This is a genomic window from Ahrensia kielensis DSM 5890 (assembly GCF_000374465.1).
In the GTDB taxonomy this organism is placed as follows: domain Bacteria; phylum Pseudomonadota; class Alphaproteobacteria; order Rhizobiales; family Rhizobiaceae; genus Ahrensia; species Ahrensia kielensis.
This window is the reverse complement of the sequence record NZ_KB894530.1, coordinates 383,548-403,298: the sequence shown is the minus strand read 5'-3', so window position 1 is coordinate 403,298 and position 19,751 is coordinate 383,548. Positions and strand designations below refer to the sequence as shown.

General features: G+C 47.5%; 19 protein-coding genes and 1 tRNA gene. 14 read left to right on the top strand and 6 right to left on the bottom strand.

The window, feature by feature from the left end; translation table 11 throughout:
* Positions 1–10 precede the first annotated feature (10 nt).
* Positions 11–970, top strand: coding sequence for a sugar phosphate isomerase/epimerase family protein (locus C504_RS0111370; protein WP_018689467.1), 960 nt, complete (start codon positions 11–13; stop codon positions 968–970).
* On the top strand, positions 967–1,776 hold the full coding sequence (locus C504_RS0111365; RefSeq protein ID WP_018689466.1) for a sugar phosphate isomerase/epimerase family protein: 810 nt from the start codon (positions 967–969) through the stop codon (positions 1,774–1,776). Before C504_RS0111370 ends, C504_RS0111365 begins: the two co-directional genes overlap by 4 nt.
* A 265-nt stretch (positions 1,777–2,041) precedes the next feature.
* Here C504_RS0111365 and C504_RS0111360 read toward each other — a convergent pair whose 3' ends face one another.
* From C504_RS0111360 to C504_RS0111350, 3 genes are all read right to left on the bottom strand, one after another.
* Positions 2,042–2,971, bottom strand: a complete 930-nt coding sequence (locus C504_RS0111360) for an NADP-dependent oxidoreductase (RefSeq protein ID WP_018689465.1) — start codon at positions 2,969–2,971, stop codon at positions 2,042–2,044.
* Positions 2,972–3,364: 393 nt separating this feature from the next.
* Positions 3,365–3,784 carry a hypothetical protein gene (locus tag C504_RS0111355; protein ID WP_018689464.1) on the bottom strand — a complete coding sequence of 140 codons (420 nt, stop codon included), beginning with the start codon at positions 3,782–3,784 and terminating at the stop codon, positions 3,365–3,367.
* Between the two features lie 248 nt (positions 3,785–4,032).
* Positions 4,033–4,106 (bottom strand) — tRNA-Gln (locus C504_RS0111350).
* Between the two features lie 171 nt (positions 4,107–4,277).
* On the opposite strand from C504_RS0111350, the gene C504_RS17745 reads away from it, so the two are divergent.
* The 5 genes from C504_RS17745 (at position 4,278) to C504_RS0111325 (ending at position 9,441) form a co-directional block, all read left to right on the top strand.
* The gene (locus tag C504_RS17745; RefSeq protein WP_156815926.1) at positions 4,278–5,768 is read left to right on the top strand and encodes a Ppx/GppA phosphatase family protein; all 1,491 of its coding nucleotides are present in this window, start codon (positions 4,278–4,280) and stop codon (positions 5,766–5,768) included.
* On the top strand, positions 5,765–6,484 hold the full coding sequence (locus C504_RS0111340) for an RlmE family RNA methyltransferase (RefSeq protein ID WP_018689462.1): 720 nt from the start codon (positions 5,765–5,767) through the stop codon (positions 6,482–6,484). The genes C504_RS17745 and C504_RS0111340 overlap by 4 nt, the downstream gene beginning before the upstream one ends.
* A 99-nt stretch (positions 6,485–6,583) precedes the next feature.
* Positions 6,584–7,357 (top strand): MBL fold metallo-hydrolase, encoded by a 774-nt coding sequence (locus C504_RS0111335; RefSeq protein WP_018689461.1) that lies wholly within the window; start codon positions 6,584–6,586, stop codon positions 7,355–7,357.
* Positions 7,358–7,509: 152 nt separating this feature from the next.
* Positions 7,510–9,012 carry an IMP dehydrogenase gene (gene guaB / locus C504_RS0111330; protein ID WP_018689460.1) on the top strand — a complete coding sequence of 501 codons (1,503 nt, stop codon included), beginning with the start codon at positions 7,510–7,512 and terminating at the stop codon, positions 9,010–9,012.
* A gap of 9 nt (positions 9,013–9,021) precedes the next feature.
* The gene (locus C504_RS0111325) at positions 9,022–9,441 is read left to right on the top strand and encodes an MAPEG family protein (protein ID WP_018689459.1); all 420 of its coding nucleotides are present in this window, start codon (positions 9,022–9,024) and stop codon (positions 9,439–9,441) included.
* Here the strand turns inward: C504_RS0111325 and C504_RS0111320 are convergent.
* The 3 genes from C504_RS0111320 to C504_RS18365 all read right to left on the bottom strand — a co-directional run bounded on the left by C504_RS0111320 (position 9,419) and on the right by C504_RS18365 (position 12,003).
* Positions 9,419–10,531, bottom strand: coding sequence for a PQQ-dependent sugar dehydrogenase (locus C504_RS0111320; RefSeq protein WP_018689458.1), 1,113 nt, complete (start codon positions 10,529–10,531; stop codon positions 9,419–9,421). The genes C504_RS0111325 and C504_RS0111320 overlap by 23 nt on opposite strands.
* A 135-nt stretch (positions 10,532–10,666) precedes the next feature.
* Positions 10,667–11,167, bottom strand: a complete 501-nt coding sequence (locus C504_RS18860) for a hypothetical protein (protein WP_018689457.1) — start codon at positions 11,165–11,167, stop codon at positions 10,667–10,669.
* Positions 11,168–11,532: 365 nt separating this feature from the next.
* Positions 11,533–12,003 carry an SRPBCC family protein gene (locus C504_RS18365; RefSeq protein ID WP_018689456.1) on the bottom strand — a complete coding sequence of 157 codons (471 nt, stop codon included), beginning with the start codon at positions 12,001–12,003 and terminating at the stop codon, positions 11,533–11,535.
* 109 nt (positions 12,004–12,112) lie between these two features.
* Between C504_RS18365 and C504_RS0111305 the strand changes: the two genes are divergently transcribed.
* From C504_RS0111305 to guaA, 7 genes are all read left to right on the top strand, one after another.
* Entirely contained in the window at positions 12,113–12,433 is a 321-nt protein-coding gene (locus C504_RS0111305) for a winged helix-turn-helix transcriptional regulator (RefSeq protein ID WP_026317418.1), read from the top strand.
* Between the two features lie 315 nt (positions 12,434–12,748).
* A complete protein-coding gene (locus C504_RS0111295) occupies positions 12,749–14,035 on the top strand; it encodes an RsmB/NOP family class I SAM-dependent RNA methyltransferase (RefSeq protein WP_026317417.1) in 1,287 nt (428 codons plus the stop codon).
* Positions 14,036–14,121: 86 nt separating this feature from the next.
* Positions 14,122–15,105 (top strand): ABC transporter substrate-binding protein, encoded by a 984-nt coding sequence (locus tag C504_RS0111290; protein ID WP_018689452.1) that lies wholly within the window; start codon positions 14,122–14,124, stop codon positions 15,103–15,105.
* Between the two features lie 24 nt (positions 15,106–15,129).
* Positions 15,130–16,893: an ABC transporter permease gene (locus C504_RS0111285; RefSeq protein WP_018689451.1), complete on the top strand. Its 1,764-nt coding sequence runs from the start codon at positions 15,130–15,132 to the stop codon at positions 16,891–16,893.
* Positions 16,894–16,916: 23 nt separating this feature from the next.
* Complete coding sequence (locus C504_RS0111280; RefSeq protein ID WP_018689450.1) at positions 16,917–17,378, top strand: TspO/MBR family protein; 462 nt, start codon at positions 16,917–16,919, stop codon at positions 17,376–17,378.
* A 31-nt stretch (positions 17,379–17,409) separates the two neighbouring features.
* A complete protein-coding gene (locus C504_RS0111275) occupies positions 17,410–17,970 on the top strand; it encodes a 5'-methylthioadenosine/S-adenosylhomocysteine nucleosidase (RefSeq protein WP_041951673.1) in 561 nt (186 codons plus the stop codon).
* Positions 17,971–18,167: 197 nt separating this feature from the next.
* On the top strand, positions 18,168–19,748 hold the full coding sequence (gene guaA, locus C504_RS0111270) for a glutamine-hydrolyzing GMP synthase (RefSeq protein ID WP_018689448.1): 1,581 nt from the start codon (positions 18,168–18,170) through the stop codon (positions 19,746–19,748).
* Positions 19,749–19,751: the final 3 nt, after the last annotated feature.

Here is a 19,751-nt window from a genome sequence, read left to right as displayed (position 1 = left end):
AAGGATTATTATGTCTTATAAAAACTCAATACTTCTCGGCACAATTGGTGGTTATCGTGATCGCTTCCACCAATTTCAGGTAGACCGCACTTTCGAAGAGCGTCTGTCTATCGCTAAATCAATTCCACGTACTCATGGTGTTGAACCGGTTTACCCGCAAGATTTGGGGCATGACGGTTCTGGTGCCAAAGCAATGAAGGAAAGCGGTTTGGCTGTATCTGCAGTCAATGTAAACGTGAAGACAGAAGACAAATTCCGCGATGGTTCCTTCACAAATCCTGATGCCGCTATTCGCCAAGAAGCAACACAATATTTGATCACAGCTATGGATTTGGCTGCAGACCTTGGTGCTGAAATGATCACAGTGTGCCCGCTTATTGATGGCTGGGATTATGCATTCCAAGTTGATCATATCAAACAATGGCGTTGGATGATTGAGTGCTTTCAACAAGCTGCAGCGCATCGCGATGACATTAAAATTTGCATCGAGTACAAAGCGTATGAATCTAAGAACCATATTATCTTGCCGTCTATGGGCCGCACTCTGCATTTCTGTGACCGGGTTGGCGCCAAGCACGTTGGCGTAACGATGGATGTCGGCCATGCACTAATTGCTGGTGAAAGCCCTGGTGCAGAAATTGCAGTGGCGAATGAAGCTGGCCGCCTTTTCTACATTCACTTTAATGACAATGATCGCGGTGCCGATTGGGATATGCTTCCTGCATCCGTGCACCTTTGGGAAACGCTAGAAACTCTGCATTACATGCGTGAAATTGGCTATGATGGCTGGGTTGCGTATGATGTATTCACGCGTTCGGGTGATAATGTTGAGGCAATTGCGTCAACATTTGAGATCATGGAAGATCTCGATTCTCTTCTTGATAAAATTGGTAAGGACAAGATCCAGCAACTTATTAAAGGTGGCCGTCCTCAGAACACTTATCGTGATTTGATCAAGGCGTTACTATGAAAATAGGACTTGGAACTTATTGCTTCCGTTGGTCAATCGGGCACAAAGATCGTGTGCCCGAAAAACCAATGACAGCGATGGATGTTTTAGATTTTGGTATTTCTGAAGGTTGCGCTGTTGTGCAATATGCGGACAATCTGCCGTTAGATAAACTATCCATTGAAGAAATTGATGCGCTGGCTGAAAAGGCGCGTCAACACAATGTGATTTTGGAGCTGGGCACACAGTCTTTTGATGCGGAACAAGTTCGTGTGTATTTGGATATTGCCAAACGGATTAACGCTCCCATTTTACGCATAGCGCTGGACGGTGAAGATGCCGCGACTTCTATAGAGGATTTGGCGGCTGCATTTCGGCCACTGCTTGCTACTGCGCGGGAAATTGGTTGCAAGATCGCTATTGAAAACCACTTTAACTATCCATCCCAACGGATGGTGACATTACTTGAAGCGGTCAATGACGATTGCCTTGGGGTCTGCCTCGATGTTGCAAATTCGATTTGCGCAAAAGAGTGGCCAGAAGAGACGATCAAGCTTCTGGCTCCATTCACGATCAATCTTCATTTAAAAGATTACGATATAATTCCGGATTTTTATGGTGCTGGATTTACCATTTCTGGACGTCCGCTTGGGCAAGGCCGTACGGATATAGGTTTTGTGTTTGATGCTTTAAAAGATCAACTGTCCGATATGAGCCTCATCGTAGAGCATTGGTTACCTTATGAGGGTAGTCCAAAAGAAGTTTATGATCGTGAAATCGAATGGACACGCGAAAATTTAAGAGTTGCGAGAAATTCGATCTCATAACGGGATTAAAGATAAGTTATTGATATAACTAATAATTCTCTCAAGCGGAACATTTTTCGCTTGAGCCTTAACCACGAAGGATATTCCAGAGACCCAATATTGGGAAGCACAGGAGTTGTGCTGCGCGAAGCCGGCCGCAACGTTATGCGGCCTGCCTGTGATAAAGCACTCTTTAGCTTTAATATTCTCGGATAAAGTCGTCGATGAAGATCGGTGCCAGCTTAGCGCCAGCACCGAATTTAGACTAAAAAAGTTACAGTAACGGTCAGGCAGCTTTCATATCGATGACGATTTTACCGACGGCATGGCCCTCAGCCAATTTATCATAGGCCTTCGCTGCGTCGGTAAACGCATAGGTGCTGTCAATAACCGGTTTCAGCGTGCCCTTAGTGGTCATGTCTGCCAGCTTAGTTAGCTGGTCGCCATTGGGCTCCATAAAGAACCAATCAAAAGACACGCCATATTTGGTTGCTAAATCATCCGTATCTTGCCCCTTGATTGACACAAGATGTCCGCCCTTTTTGAGCACCTTGAATGAGTTTTCCATGACTTCGCCGCCAGACATGTCAAATACTACATCATAATCTGCGATGACCTCGGTAAAGTCCTGTTCCTTGTAGTCGATCACGACATCAGCACCCAATGAGCTTACCAATTTTGAATTGCGCGCGCTAACAGTTGTCGCAACAAGCGCTCCTAAGTATTTAGCGATCTGAATAGCCAGTGTGCCAACGCCGCCCGATCCTGCGTGGATCAGCACCTTCTGGCCATGTTTGAGATCTGCCTTGTCGATCAATGCCTGCCAAGCGGTCAGACCTGCCAGCGGAATTGACGCAGCCTCTAAGTGGCTAAGGTTAGCAGGTTTGAGTGCTAGTGCGCTGGCTTTGACACGTGCAACTTCGGCAAGTGCACCTGCATCTTCTTGGTGGGCGCGCGCGAAGACTGCATCGCCAGTCTTGAAACCCGTTACATCAGTGCCAACAGCAGTGATAACACCGCTAACATCGTAGCTCATCACATGGGGAAACGTCAGCGGGATCATATCCTTTAGGTAACCTTCACGTAAAATATTATCGATCGGGTTTATACTAGCGGCATGTACATCGATCAAAACTGAGTCCGCGGCAAGTTCAGGGACCGGCACATCAATTATCTCGACTGGGCCTGTATATGTATTAAAAACAGCGGCTTTCATATTCTAAATCCTTTGTGCATTAAGCAGCAGATCGCATTGCCCGCCGCTTCCTCGTTGCAAATGGGCATTAGAGCTTCAAATACAATCCCTCATCTGCCTACTAGGTGTTGATTGTCGGGTGAGATTGATCCAGTTTGCCGTTACGTCCTGATCCACCTTCAATGCGAAAAGCTTTTTACCCGTAGCTAGTTGCACCTGCTTAGGTGGGACAGGTTCAAATGAAAAAATGGGTCAAAATCTGCTGAAAATCAACAGTATATGGCTCCAACATAAATAACTGTGACTACGGATGCGCCCTTCGTGTATTTGTTCATTCATCCTCCAGCTGAAAGCCTATGCTCAGAAAAGCGCTGCTATTATTGTCAGTATCAGCCCGGCCTCCAGCGCAACAATCTACGGGTTCTGCAAAACGTTCATCAGTTTGGAAAGTGCTGTTCCACTGCCTGGAGGCTCTGATATATACTGTTTAGTGACGTCTTCACCCGTATAGATAAGGTCTTCATCTTTATATCCGTAACCCATTAAAAGAAAATAGGCACTCTTCGATTCGCTGTTCAGCCGATCAATGGATTCATTGCTAGAGTTTTGAAGTTGATGCAAGCTAGTTTCTTTGTCGTTTTCAGTCTTCACAATATAAATATAATGGATATCTGAAAACGCAAAAAGTTTATTTCCAGAAATTATTGTCGAATTCTTTGCATAAGGACGCAGGAAGCAACTTTTTAATTCTCTTATCGATAGATCACTAAATAAACAAATTGCCCTAGTTTTATCAGACTTCAAGGTAATAACGACGTGGAAGTATTCACTCATACGTTTGTTTCTCTTCATGCGAAAATTTGACCAAACGTAATGCTTTAATTCGATCTGGCAAGCTTTGGCTTAGCACACACTGAATTTCGATCTATTCTATGTCGCGTATATGTCGCATGGATTTGCGGGGACTGATTGAAAATCCTTGAAAACCAAGGGGAGCCAGTTGCAACATAATGTAACATGCAGGCGCCCAAAAGGCATCTTTATAAAGTCACTATGTGATTGATTTTGTTGCTTTAATTTGTTGGCTGGGGAACCTGGATTCGAACCAGGACTAACAGAGTCAGAGTCTGCGGGTCTACCGTTAACCTATTCCCCAAGAGCATGAGTAATCAGATGCTCAACGCCGCGTGATATAGTCATCTTAATATCGAAATGCAAATATCTTATTTGTAAATTTCATATTGGCGATTCACGCCTTGGCTGTTACCCTCTTATCAACTTGAACATTAAACGTGTGTTGCGCCTATGGCTGCACCGCGTGAGAGGTATGAACGTGACTAATACTGGCAAATCGGGGTCTATCCCCGATATGTCAGCCTCGTCATCGGGATCAGTATCTGAAAATTTCAGTGCTGATCGACAAGCTCGGCGTCCCGAAGCTGTTGCAGGTAAGAGCCAAGTGGCCTCTTCTGCAGATGGCTCGGGTCAGGCAAAAGAGGTGCGTTCTCACAATGAGAGGCCTGCACCTAGTTTGCCAGATACCGGCAGTGACGTGTCTGACGGACAAAAGTCAAAGAAGCGGAGACGCAAACGTCGCAGAAGACGTGGTGGCGCTAACGTAGGTCATCAACCTTCGCAATCATCCAATGGTGCCGTTGAAAGTGGAGCAAGCATTGGTGGTGCAAAGCTTGGTAATGGGGCAGCTGACCTTCATAATGGTAAAGCACATCCAAACGCAGCGCGTCCTATCGTCCATCATTCAAATGACGCTTATGCGGCACTTGATCTGGGCACAAATAATTGCCGCTTGTTGATTGCTGTTCCAACCAAGCCGGGCAGTTTTCGCGTGATTGATGCATTCTCGCGCATTGTACGCTTGGGCGAGGGATTTGGCGCAACGGGCCGCTTGTCTGATGCGGCAATGGATAGAGCCATTGAAGCTTTAAAGGTCTGCCGCGACAAGCTTTATGCACGGCCAATTCAAAAGGCGCGATTGATCGCAACGGAGGCTTGCCGATCTGCGGTCAATGGCGGTGATTTTCTTTTGCGCGTCGAACAGGAAACAGGCTTAAAGCTTGAAGTCGTCGATCGGGAAACGGAAGCGCGCCTAGCCGTATCGGGTTGTTCGTCGCTGGTTGACCGAAGCGCAAAATCTATCATCCTGTTTGATATTGGTGGCGGTTCTTCTGAGATAGCACTGGTCAACGCTGAAAATCACCGTGGTGGCCGCCTTGCCAATCATATCCGTGCGTGGACATCGCTGCCCGTTGGCGTGGTCACGATGGCGGAAAAATTTGGCGGTGAAAATGTCACCCACGCCAAGTTTGATGATATGGTCGACTATGCATTGAACCTGCTCCATGAGCATGGCGATGCCGATCTCATGGCAAGTAGCTCATTTGGCGCAAGAAGTGTTATTGACGACGATTTTCACCTTATTGGCACATCAGGAACCGTAACCACTTTGGCGGGTATTCATCTTGATTTACCGCGCTATGATCGCCGCCGTGTTGATGGATTGTGGATGTCATCGAACCAGGTGGATGCGATTAATCATAAACTTCTCAATTGGACTTTTGCGGAACGTTCGGCCAATGCTTGTATAGGTTCAGACCGCGCAGATTTGGTCTTGGCGGGCTGTGCAATTTTAGAAGCAATTCGCAAAGCTTGGCCTTCAGAGCGCTTGCGCGTTGCAGATCGTGGGTTACGCGAAGGTATATTGACCGAGATGATGGCATCAGATGGCGCTTGGCGCAGACGCAATCGGGGTTATAACCGCAATTGGAAATCAAAGAATAGGCAGGGGCCAAACCGATGAAAAAGAAGTCTGGAAGCGAGCGCCGTGCGGCGTCAATTAGCGGTCGGTCTATCAATGCTCATGTCAAAAGAGGGCAGAAGCTTAAACCTTCGTCACGTCGTTGGATTGAGCGCCAGCTGAATGACCCTTATGTTCAACGCGCCAAAGCAGAAGGCATGCGCTCTCGTGCGGCCTATAAGCTGATTGAGATTGACGACAAACATAAGATTTTGAAAAAAGGCTCTAAGATTATCGATCTGGGTGCTGCTCCGGGTGGTTGGTGCCAAGTGGCGGTTAATAGATGTGGCTCGTCAGATGAGAATAAATCTATTGTTGCTATCGATTTTCTTGAAATGGACCAAATGCCAGGTGTCCACGTTTTTCAAAAAGACTTTTTGGATGATGATGCACCGGACGCGCTGATAGAAGCGCTCGGCGCTGCACCTGATATCGTATTGTCTGACATGGCAGCGCCAACAGTTGGGCACAGAAATACCGACCATATGCGCACAATGTATCTTGTTGAAGTTGCCGCAGACTTTGCAATCAAAGTGTTAAAGCCGGGTGGGCATTTCTTGGCAAAAACCTTTCAGGGCGGCACCGAGAAAGCGCTGCTTGATTTGCTGAAAGCCAACTTCAAAACCGTTGCCCATATTAAGCCGCCATCGAGCCGGTCTGAAAGTGTTGAGCTCTATCTATTGGCAAAAGATTTTAAGGCGAAACCGCAAGAGTCTTAAAATATAAAGCGATAAGCTCTCGAAGAGTTGAACTGGGTCGCGTTGTCTTTTCAAAGAGCTGCGCCATATCATCAAGATCAACACCAAAGGGAGCTCTTCATGTCCATTTCAAGACGTCAGTTCATTCACCGTAGCGCTGCAATGACAGCGGCGGTGACATTTTTGCCCTATGCTGCCCGTGCCGCTGGCCATGCAAGCGATGTGTTTAACTCGAACGCCGGCGATATTATCGTCCATCCCGTTGCGCACGCATCTTTCGTTATGGAAACGCCAGTTGGCACGATCTATGTCGATGCGGTTGATGACGCTTCAGCCTATGCTGATTTTCCATCGCCAGATTTGATTTTGATTACCCATGAACATGGCGATCATTATAATGCTGAAACACTTAGCGCGTTGGCGACCGACAAAACGAAACTGATCACCAATCCCGCTGTGTTGGATATGTTGCCTGATGATTTGAAATCAAAAGCATCTGCTATCGCAAATGGCGAGGATACAGAGTTTAACGGTCTCAAAATTTCAGCGATACCAGCCTATAATACGACTGAAGAGCGGCTTCAATTTCACCCAAAGGGCCGCGACAATGGTTATGTACTCAGATTTGATGGTTTTACGATCTATATTTCCGGCGACACCGAAGACACGCCAGAAATGCGCGCGCTAGAAAATATTGACCTAGCATTTGTGTGTATGAACCTGCCATTCACAATGGATGTGAAAGCAGCAGCCTCTGCTGTTTCTGAATTCAAACCGACATATGTTTATCCATATCATTATCGCGGCCGTGACAATGGCACTCAAGATCCTGCAGAATTCGCAGAACTGCTTGAAGGTGAAATCGAAACCAAAATGGGTGGTTGGTACAACTAAGAGCTCACAATTGGTTTGCTCTCTTAAAATTAGAGGGCAAACTTTTGTTAAAGCGACACAAGGGTCTTTTATAAATTGTAAAGCCGTGGTAGCAGCCAGTGTCAACGCATCAATCGGCAATCGCAAGTTTGCCCCAAAGACGGATGACACCCATGTCCAAAATTCTTATGACGCCCACAGGTGAGCAAGCGCTAACCTTCGATGATGTTTTGTTGCAACCTGCACACTCTGAAGTGATGCCAGGTCAAACCAATATATCGACGACAATTGCTGATGGTATTGAATTGTCATTACCAATTATGTCAGCGGCGATGGACACGGTTACAGAGAGCAAGCTCGCAATTGCTATGGCGCAAGCGGGCGGTATTGGTATTGTGCACCGAAACCTTGATCCTGCAGCGCAGGCTGAAGAAGTTTACCAGGTCAAAAAATTCGAAAGCGGCATGGTTGTTAATCCGGTGACGATTGGACCGGATGCAACATTGGCCGATGCGCTTGGTTTGATGAAGCGCTATAATATTTCAGGTATTCCTGTCGTTGAAAGCTCAGGAGCTGGAAGTCAGAAACCTGGTAAACTGGTCGGCATTTTGACCAACCGCGATGTGCGTTTTGCATCTAATCCAGATCAAAAAATTTCCGAACTGATGACGCATGAAAATCTCATCACGGTGAGCGAAAATGTCAGTCAAGATGAAGCAAAACGCTTGCTTCATCACCACCGCATTGAAAAATTGCTGGTCACAGATAATCGCGGTTATTGCGTTGGACTAATCACAGTTAAAGACATTGAGAAATCTCAGCTCAACCCAAATGCTGCCAAAGACGGGCAGGGGCGGTTGCGTGTCGGTGCTGCGGTTTCAGTTGGGGATGACGCCATTGAGCGTGCTGAAAGACTGATTGCTGCAGGTGTTGATTTGATCGTTGTCGATACTGCGCACGGCCATTCACAGCGCGTATTGGATGCAGTGACGCAAGTTAAAAAAATGTCCAATGCAGTGCGCATTATGGCAGGTAATATTGCAACGGCAGATGGTGCAAAGGCGCTGGTAGATGCTGGCGCAGATGCGATTAAAGTCGGCATTGGGCCTGGCTCTATCTGCACAACGCGCGTTGTTGCGGGTGTCGGTGTTCCTCAGCTAAGCGCGATTATGTCAGCGGCAGAAGAGGCATCAAAAGCTGGTATTCCTGTAATCGCCGATGGCGGCATAAAGCTTTCTGGCGATATGGCAAAAGCACTCGCTGCTGGTGCACATGCCGTGATGGTTGGTTCAATGCTTGCAGGCACAGACGAAAGCCCGGGCGAAGTATATCTATACCAAGGCCGCTCATTTAAATCATACCGTGGCATGGGCTCTGTCGGTGCGATGGCGCGTGGTTCAGCGGACCGTTATTTCCAAGGCGAAGTACGTGATACATTAAAACTCGTACCAGAAGGCATTGAAGGACAGGTGCCATATAAAGGCCCAGTTGGCGCAGTATTGCATCAATTAGCAGGTGGTTTGCGCGCTGCAATGGGTTACACAGGATGTCCTGATTTGGAAACATTCCGTGAAAAATCACGCTTCGTGCGTATTACCAATGCCGGTCTTCGTGAAAGCCATACACATGACGTAACGATTACACGTGAAAGCCCGAATTATCCAAACGCAGGCTAGGTAAAAACCATGAACCAGAACCTCATCTTTTGGCCGCTTATTATTCAGGCTTTAGTCTCGCTCTATTTGTATTTGCCAATGGGGCGGGCAAGGATTGGTTCAATAAAAAGTGGTCAGGCAAAAGCGCATGACTACAAATTGCCTAAGCAAAATGAGCCGCCAGAAATTGCAAAGTTTGGCAATGCGGTTTCCAACCAGTTTGAATTGCCAGTGCTCTTTTTTGCAATAACACTGGCGTTTCACTCTGCAGGCTTGGTGGATATGGTAGCGCTGGCCTTGGCGTGGATATTTGTCACCCTTAAAACGGTGCACAGCTTTGTCTACATCACGGCCAACAAGCTGAAATGGCGTTTCCAAATATTTCTTGCGTCATTGTCTGTGTGCACTCTTTACTGCATCTGGTTCGCTATCCGTTTGGTTCTAGCTTAAGCAAGCGCCCTTCGGGGCCGTCTTCAAGCACATAAACTTCGCCATTTGTGCCTTGCTCGACTTCGCGCACGCGGCTGCCCCATTCAAAGCGCTCATTTTCTGTTGCTGATGTGCCGTTGATATCAACATGGATAAGCGCCTGACTAGCAAGGCCGCCAATCAGAGCATCGCCACTCCAGTCAGCAAATTGATCTCCATTATAAATGACGAGGCCTGATGGTGCGATCGTTGGCACCCAAAATGCTTCCGGTGCATTGAATTTTGGATCGCTCTCATGGTCTGGAATTGGAATGCCTGAATAATTGTCACCATTTGAGACAAGCGGCCATCCGTAGTTTTCGCCTTTTTCAATCAGGTTTAATTCATCGCCGTGACGCGGGCCCATTTCATGCGTCCACAATTTTCCATCTGCGCCAAAAGCAATGCCGAGTAAGTTGCGATGACCCATTGTCCAAAATGTTTTGGCAATTTCGCCATCGCTTTGAAATGGATTATCTTCCGGCACCGAACCATCAAGATTAAGCCTTATGACCTTACCAAGGTTCACACTCATATCTTGTGCTGGTTTTTGCATCTGTCTGTCACCGGACGTGATGTAGAGCTTGCTATCAGGGCCGATGGCCAGCTTATGGGAGTAATGGCCTTGACGGCCTTGTTTGTCTTGCTCCCAAATGCGCGCAATATCTGCCAGTTGAAGTTTGCCGTTTTCGGCGCTCTCCAGCTTGGCTTTAACAACCACGGCCCCAACATTGTCGGCATCTTGTTCAACATAGGAGAGGTAAACTTCATCTTCGGCATCACCAGCAAAGATGACATCGCCCAACCCGCCTTGTCCGCCATAAAAGACTTCTGGAACGCCCTTAATTTCCGTTTTTACACCATCTTTTGATAGGTGAAATAATTGGCCTGATTTTTCAGTGATTAGCGCGATGCCGCTTTGGCCCATGACCATCGCCCATGGTTCGTTGAAAATGGCAATCTCTGTCGCTTCAATTGCAGTGCCATTCGTGCCTGTAATCTCAAAGGCTTGAGCAGAAAAGGCCGTAAAACCAAGTGCTATTGCGGAAAGCAAGGCGGTGTGAATTCTCATGGCAATCTCCTGATTTAAAGCATCATACATACATACGAATGTGACGGTGTTTGGATCATGTCGGCGAAACACACTTTATTGTTATCGCGCTCGGGTCGTGAGGCGATTTAACAATGTTTAGCGCTGTATTTTGATCTATGGCGGTATGGCGTCTTCAAACACATCATGATTGGCAGTCAGTGTCAGTGATTGGTTATGCGCGATCTGCATCACATTGGTTTTCATCGCTATAACACGCGCATGCGCAGCAACGTACCTGCCTAAACAACGTGCAATCATATGAAGGTTGTGCAGCAGCTTTTGAAGCGCTCTTAACCGCATGATGATGCCCGCGATGGTGTGCCCGCTTCGCGGGATTGCACTATGAAAAGTGACCCGTTTCATAGTCTCTTTTTCAAATGCAAACGCGGTGCATTTTGAGAATTGCGCATTACAAAAAGCCGCGATTATTAAATAGGCCGTGGCTTTTTCGGCTTTAGATATGAGGTCTTCAACCAAGCGGGCTAACCGCGGCGGCAATAATCTATCTCTGCACGCATTGACTAACATAGCTGCGTTCAGCCAGCAAAACACCATGCGCAAAAGCGCAATTCTGTTTTTCTCTATAGCAGCTGCGATGCCGGATTTGTTGTTCATTAAAACAGTGTGCAGCGGATTTGAAGTTGTTGGATAAAATACCGTAAGAGGTCAACATAACGTGTCAACGCTGGTTAGAAGCGCGGCACCTTTAGCCCGATAGAAATGCGACACATTGAGGGTGTCAATCGCTCAATGAACAGCCCCTGACAGGTTGGCTGGTCGGGTTGCAATGCCCGACAGGGGGCGGGTTAAACTTTCCTCAGCGGTTTGCCGCGCGGCAAATGACCAGAAGGAGCCAATCACGACTTTCCTGCGTTGCAAAGAATTGGTTAGTTCGGCTCAGAGCGGACGTTAGCGCTCGGTGCAGCGAATGACCGCTTTGAGCCCAGACTCACCGATGCTGCACGTGGGATGAGTGTCTGCTAAGTTAAGATATGTGGGCTTGGTTCTTCGCCACACAAGAACGATTTCAGGCTGTTTTTGAAGAAGTGGTTCCAGCCATCAAGGCAAATCCCCCAACAGTTCAGTGTCGGCGTCAATCCATCATGTGTCATCTTAATCTCGGTCTTGTCTCCAACCGCTTTGAATTCCCAAATGATCTTTGTTCCTAGCCATTCTTGATCGATCTCTTCTGGTTGGCCTTCGATTTTATGATGCGCATCTGTGCAAATCATCTCGATTCGTCCAGGTCTTTCGAAAGACGTGGCCTCAAAAGTCCAATACCCGTAATCGGGCGGGAAGCGCGCAGTCACTTTGTCACCAACGCCGCCTAGGCCACCTTCGACAGATCGGGTCCACCACTTGCCCATCTGTGTCGCAACAGCTTGAAAACAGGCTTCTTGAGGTGCAGATACTTGAATGATTTCTTCATAGTTTTTTGACGGTTCGACCATGCTAAGCTCCATTTTTCTGGTTTAATCTAGAATTACTCATCACACTCGGTTTGAATAGTAGGCAGTATTTTGATACTTAAGTATCAAAAAGATACTAATGGAGCTTCAATTGCACGAAAAATCCAGTTCGAACCTTTGTCCCGCACCACTTGTCTTCGCGATGATCGGTGGAAAATGGAAGCTGTCGATACTGCAGATACTCATCTTTGATGGGACAAAGAGGTTTGGAGAGCTTCGGAAAGCGATTCCTGAAATCACACAGACGATGCTTACAAAGCAACTACGGGATCTTGAGCGCGATGGTCTTGTTAAAAGAAAAGTCTATGCCGAGGTGCCGCCAAAAGTAGAATATAGCGCCACCGAAGACGGCGTCGGACTAATGCCCGCATTCAAGGAAATGCACTCATGGTGGGAAACACGAGAGCGTTAACCAAAGATCCCCAAAATGCAGCAACATCGCTACGAAATATGGTCGGAAATTGAAGACGCCCGACCGAAAGCAGACGTTGCCGAAGCAATCCTAAATGGCGGCTTTGTCCGCTTTGCCGTCATTCGGCTGCCGTTCTTTGTGCTAATGCCTTCTTGCGTTTTGCGTTGATTACCGCGTCAGCCACTCCCACCGTGTGCAATTACTCTTGCCAAATTTACATGCCAGCATTTGCGCCTTATTAGAATCGCATATTCCTTGCGCTTTTCAGCCGATAGGCTTACTGACGGCAAACAACTTAAAGACGGGATCACCGACATGCGCCTAGGCGGACGAATTCAAGCAGCGATAGAAGTTTTACAAGATATGGAGAGCCGTAATCGGCCCGTATCCGTGGCCCTTAAAGATTGGGGCAACAACCATCGGTTTGCTGGCTCTGGGGACCGTAATGCCATTGGCAATTTGGTCTATGATGCCCTGCGTAAACGCGCATCGACTGGCTATATGTTTGGCGGGGAAGATGCCGAAGCGCTGATCTTTGGCACTTTGCTACGTCAATGGGGTATGAGCCTTGCTCAGATTCAAGAAGCGCTGGCCGATGATAAGTTTGCGCCGGAAATTCCTGTTGCACGCATTGAAGCTGCATCGCAAAAAGATTTGGCTTTCATGCCATCTGAGGTTGAGGCGGATGTGCCTGCATGGGTAAGCGATCACCTTGAAGAAGCATTCGGTGATGAATGGGTAGAAGAAGCAAAAGCGCTTGCAGAACGCCCGCCACTTGATATGCGCGTCAACACTCTTAAAGCAGAGCGCGAAAAAGTTTTGAAGCAACTTTCAAAACAAGGTGCAAAGCCTTCTAAAATTGCGCGCCAAGGTATGCGCATTTCAGCCAAAGGTGGCGCAAGCCGCATGCCGAATGTGACTGCAGAACCAGCATTTCAAAAAGGCTGGTTTGAAGTTCAAGACGAGGGAAGCCAAATCGTTGCTGACCTTGTTTTTGCACAAGGCGGCGAGCAAGTTTTCGATTATTGCGCAGGTGCTGGCGGCAAAACTTTGGCGCTGGCCGCTACGATGGACAATAAAGGTCAGGTACATGCTTATGATGCTGACAAGCAGCGTTTGGCACCGATATTTGATCGTTTAAAACGGGCAGGGACACGCAATGTGCAGGTTCATGCCGCTGATGCAGAGATAGATCATTTACATGGTAGCTTTGACCGCGTGGTTGTTGATGCACCTTGTACAGGCTCAGGCACATGGCGCCGCCACCCTGATGCTAAATGGAAGTTGACGGAAGATCAGCTGGAAAGCCGTAAGCTGGAGCAGGCAGCTATTCTCGATACAGCGCGCAACTTCGTAAAGCCGGGCGGCTACCTATGTTACATTACTTGTTCCATTTTTCAGGACGAGAATGAGGATCAAATCTACGCTTTTGGTGACCGGCATGACGATTTCGATTTGTTAGGCGCAGGCGAAGTTTGGGAGGAGTTGTTTGGTACGGATGCACCAAAGCCGTGGACCACGGATTTTAATTGTGTAACCTTAACACCGCGAACAACGGGCACAGACGGCTTCTTTTTTGCCGTACTTCAACGCTTGAAATGATGTTGTGATTTTGTGTAACTGTCATTTAAAAGTTACACAAAAGCCATAGGCCTTCGGTTTAATGCAAACACCGAAGGAAATGTTAAATGCGTAAATTAATCACCTCGATTCTTGCTGCTACCACTGTTCTATTAAGCGCAGGCTTTGCGCACGCCATTGATGGAACATTGACGCTTTATACAAGCCAGCCGAATGACGATGCTCAAAAAACTATCGATGCATTCAAAGAAAAACATCCCGATGTCGATATATCTTTTGTGCGTGATGGTACGACGAAAATCATGGCTAAGTTACGCGCTGAATTGCAAGCAGGCGCAACACCAGCAGATGTGTTGTTGATTGCAGATAGCGTAACAATGGAGAGCTTGGCAGCAGATGACTTGCTAATGGCGCATGAAGGCGCTGATATTTCTGCATATGCATCAGGTATTCATGATGAAGAAAAGATGTGGTTCGCCACTAAGCTGATAACTACGGGCATTATCTATAATACTGCGGCACCGGTTACACCTAAATCATGGAATGATTTACTGGGTGAAGCTGCCAAAGGTCAGGTTGCTATGCCATCCCCATTAACATCTGGCGCAGCGCTCATTCACACTGCCACGCTCATCAACAATTTAGATGCTGGTTGGGGTTATTACGAAAATCTTGCCGCAAATGGCGCGCAGGCATCCGGTGGTAATGGCGGTGTTTTAAAAGCCGTCGCAGGTGGTGAAAAGCTTTATGGCATGGTCGTTGATTTTCTACCGATCCGTGAAAAAGCAAAAGGCGCACCTGTTGATTTCGTTTTCCCAGAGGAAGGCGTTTCTGCAATTTCTGAACCGGTCGCGATTTTGGCAGGTACTAAAAATCCAGAAGCAGCAAAAGCATTTATTGATTTCTTAGTTTCAAAAGAAGGTCAGGAACTGGCTGCATCACAAGGCTATATGCCTGCGCATCCTGATGTGGCTGCACCTGAAGGGTTTCCAGCACTGAATGATATTAAGATTATGTCATTTGATGCGGCAGCTGCACTGAATTCAGCAGAAAGCGATAAAGCCAAATTTGCAGAAATTTTCAGCCAGTAAGCATCGTTTGAGATAATCATCGAAATGATTAACACACTATCGCGTCGGCGGATTATTAACACGCGAACATCTGCCGGCGATTGGACGTTGCATGAGGGCGGTCCACTTGCCATATGCGCCCTTTTTGTCGTTTTGGTCATCTGCGGTGTGCCAATTTTGCAGTTGGTCCTAGCTGCAACTGGTTCATTTTCTGCAGGCGTTGAAACGACGCTAAAAACTTTTTTCTCGGCTCAAATACTGACGGCTACTTCTAATACAATTTCAGTCGCTCTCGCCTCTACCATTATCGCGGCAACGATAGGCATTTCACTCACTTTAATTTTAATGACTGTGCAGTTGCGCGCGCGGCGGTTGTTGGCGTTTGTATTTATACTGTCGTTGATGATCTCGCCGCAGATATCAGCTCTTGCATTCAAAACACTGGCTGGCCCAGCATCTCCATTGTTAAAAGCGTTTGGACTTGCCCCGCCGCCAGGTACACCCAATCCGATGCTGGGCTTTGGCGGGATTGTGCTGGTTATGGGACTTCAACATGCCCCTCTTGTTGCTATTACTTTGGCAGCAGGTCTTTCGCGTGTGCCGCATTCTATCATTGAAGCTGCGCTTTTGGATGGAGCAAAACCGCTCGCAATTTTCTCGCGCATATTGCTTCCCTTGGTGCGTCCACATGTGGCGTCTGCATTGTTGCTCGCATTTGTGGCAGGTGTCGGCAACTTTGGTATTCCTGCACTGTTAGGGCTTCCTGTTGGTTATATGACGTTACCGACATTGATCTTTCAAAAATTGGCGAGTTTCGGCACCAACACAATTGCCGAAGCAGCATTAATCTCAATGCTCATCGGCATAATAGCCAGCATCGGCGTTATTGCTTCTGCAAGGTTGTTATCACGCAACAATGTTCGGTTGCAGGGTGGCGATAGGTTGGCCGTATTCATCAATGCAGGCCGCTGGCGTGTTTGGATCGAATATGGACTTTGGTCGTTTTTTATATTGACCATTTTCATTCCCATGATGTCACTATTGGCGACATCAATTGTTCCAGCTTACGGCATGCTATTACGCTTTGATACTTTAACGCTTGATCAGTATGTTGAGGTGTTGTGGCGACAAGATATTACGCGCCGTGCATTCTCAAATTCCATGATTTATGCCTCATTTGCCGCTATTATATTGTCAATATTCTGTATGCTACTGGCCTATGTGCTGGACCGCCGCCTAACGCGCATAAGGTCCACAATATTAGCGCTTGTTGAGATGCCCTATGCTTTGCCAGGTGTGGTCGTGGGCATTGCTTGTATACTCTTGTTCGCTCGTCCAATACCTATTATCGGCGTGTCTATCTACGCAACAAAGTGGGTTATATTGTTTGCTTATTGCGCGAGCTTCATGGCGATTGCGCTTAAACCTATTTTTGCAGCAATTACCTCACTGGACCGCGATATAGAAGAGGCCGCACTTTTGGATGGCGCTGGTCTTCGCCAAAGATTACTATCGATTATTATGCCCTTGATCCTTCCCTCACTTCTGGCTGGAGCGCTCATGGTGTTTCTTATTGCTTTTAATGAGTTGACTGTTTCTGCGCTGCTTTGGTCGGCTGGTACTGAAACGATAGGCGTCGTTTTACTTAATTTAGAAGATGCAGGTTTGCCCACACAAGCAGCAGCTATGGCTGTGGTGTCAACGATGGTTGTTGCTATTTTAATGTTGGTATTAGAAGTTGTTGGCGATATGTTTCCAGAAAATACACTGCCTTGGCGGCAGTTAAGTGCCGCTCAGAGACACAAATAAATTAGTCGGAGTAAGATGTAGATATGCCTGCAAAATATATATCGCTTATCGCATTTCTTATTCTTTGTGTTGGCGGCGGGGCGCTCATCGGAACGCAGAACCTGCCCGGTGAATGGTATGACGGCTTAACGAAACCGTTTTTTAATCCACCATCATGGCTTTTTGGTCCAGTTTGGACTGTTCTTTATGCAATGATTGCTGTTGCGGGTTGGCGCACTTGGATACGCAATGCCAATGGCACTTTGATGAAGATTTGGTTCGCCCAGATTGCACTGAATTTCACCTGGTCACCGGTGTTTTTCACCTATCACTGGACGCTCTTTGCTGCGCTAATCGTCTTGGCAATGATCGTGCTGACTGCAATTTTTATTGGCAGCGTATGGAACAAAGACCGCGTGGCTGGTTGGTTGATGATACCATATTTGTGCTGGATAGGCTTTGCTTCGCTCTTAAATATTTCCTTGTGGTGGCTCAATTTTGCTTAAGAAAATCGGTTCAAAATCCATCCTCTATGTTATGGCCGCTAATCCTGAATATGGCGACCATCTCAAACAGCGCATTAGGCCGCTCATGTGTGGCATCGGGCCTGTTGAAAGCGCCGTTGCGGTAACCAAAGCACTTGGCAACATTAAGCCAGACCTTTTGGTGTCGCTGGGCTCTGGTGGTTCAAGAACCTTAAAACAGGGCGCTGTCTATCAAGCGTCCTCTGTGAGTTACCGCGATATGGACGCTTCGCCATTGGGGTTTGAAAAGGGGCAGACACCATTGATAGATTTGCCAATTGAAATTCCTATGGCTGTCCAAATTGACGGCATTGAATCTGCGCGTTTATCAACAGGTGCAAATATCGTGTCTGGCGCTGATTATGATGAAATCGACGCGGACATGGTGGATATGGAAACCTTTGCAATTTTGCGCGCCTGTATGGCATTTGACGTGCCGATGATTGGCCTGCGCGGTATTTCAGATGGCAACGAAGCGCTTTCTAAACTGAGCGACTGGACGCAATATTTGCATGTCGTCGATCACAATCTTGCCCATGCCGTCGATTTGCTGGAAGCTCAGCTGACGCGTTAACAACAGCGGTTATGCACTTTGATCGGTGCTATCATGATTGCGATACGAGCTATTTTGTAGGCTTCACTCAATCATATAGCTGCGAAAGTTCCTTTTTTGATACAAATTGGGGAAAAATCACTTAACTATTTTGCTGTAAGTGATTTCTCTTTCGCTAAACGATTGAATATTTATCTGACTCGCCGTAAAGGCTTTTCATGACAGATATCACCTCCCATTCCGATAATATTCTCATCATTGACTTTGGCAGTCAGGTTACACAGCTGATTGCGCGCCGTGTCCGTGAGGCTGGCGTTTATTGTGAGATCGTTCCTTTTCAACTCGCTAGTGATGCGTATCATCGCCTCAAGCCTAAAGCGGTCATTCTTTCTGGCAGCCCGGCCTCGGTGCATGATGAAAATGCGCCGCTCGCTCCGCAAGAAATTTTCGAAGCTGATATTCCGGTTTTAGGCATATGCTATGGCCAGCAGGTAACGGCACATCAATTGGGCGGAAAAGTCGAAGGCGGCCATCACCGTGAGTTCGGCCGTGCACGCATTACCATCCACAAAGAAAGCCCGCTTTTTGAAGGCGTTTGGGAAGTTGGCAAAGACTACCCTGTATGGATGAGCCACGGCGACCGCGTAACAGAACTACCAGAAGGGTTTGAAGTTATAGCGACATCGCCCAATGCGCCGCTTGCTATCGCTGCGAATGAAGAGCGTCGTTATTACACAACACAGTTCCACCCCGAAGTGGTGCATACACCAGACGGTGCCAAACTCTTGTCGAACTTTGTTCACAAGATTGCTGGACTTAAATCTGATTGGTCGATGGCTGCATACCGCGAGCAGGCCGTTCAAGCCATTCGCGATCAGGTTGGACCAGAGGGGCGCGTTATTTGTGCATTGTCAGGCGGCGTTGATTCGTCTGTTGCCGCGCTGCTTATCAATGAAGCGATCGGCGATCGCTTGTCATGTATTCTTGTTGATCATGGCTTGATGCGCATGGGCGAAGCGGAACAAGTTGTTGAAATGTTCACCGAGCATTACAATCTTGATCTTAAATGTATCGATGCTTCAGACGAATTTATTTCTGCGCTGGAAGGCGAAAGCGATCCAGAGATCAAGCGTAAAACAATCGGCCGCCTGTTCATTGAGGTGTTTGAGCGCGAAGCTAAGGAACTTGCGGAGCAAGGCAAAGATGCGCAATTCTTAGCGCAAGGCACGCTCTATCCAGATGTGATCGAAAGCGTGAGCTTTACGGGCGGTCCAAGCGTGACAATCAAATCGCACCATAATGTGGGCGGTTTGCCTGAACGTATGAACATGCAGTTGGTTGAACCCCTGCGTGAGCTGTTCAAAGATGAAGTGCGCCTGCTTGGTAAAGAACTTGGTTTGCCAGAAAGCTTTATCGGTCGTCACCCATTCCCAGGGCCTGGTCTTGCGATCCGTTGTCCGGGCGGTATCAGCCGTGAAAAATTGGAAATACTGCGTAAAGCCGATGCGATTTACCTAGATGAGATTCGCAAAGCTGGCCTTTACGACGAAATCTGGCAGGCTTTTGCCGTGCTTCTACCTGTTCAAACCGTTGGTGTGATGGGCGATGGACGCACCTATGAATTTGTGTGCGCGCTGCGTGCGGTGACATCTGTCGATGGCATGACCGCTGATTTTTATCATTACGATATGAATTTCCTCGGCAATGCGGCGACCCGTATCATCAATGAAGTGCGCGGCATCAACCGCGTCGTCTATGATGTAACGTCTAAGCCACCGGGCACGATTGAGTGGGAGTAAGCT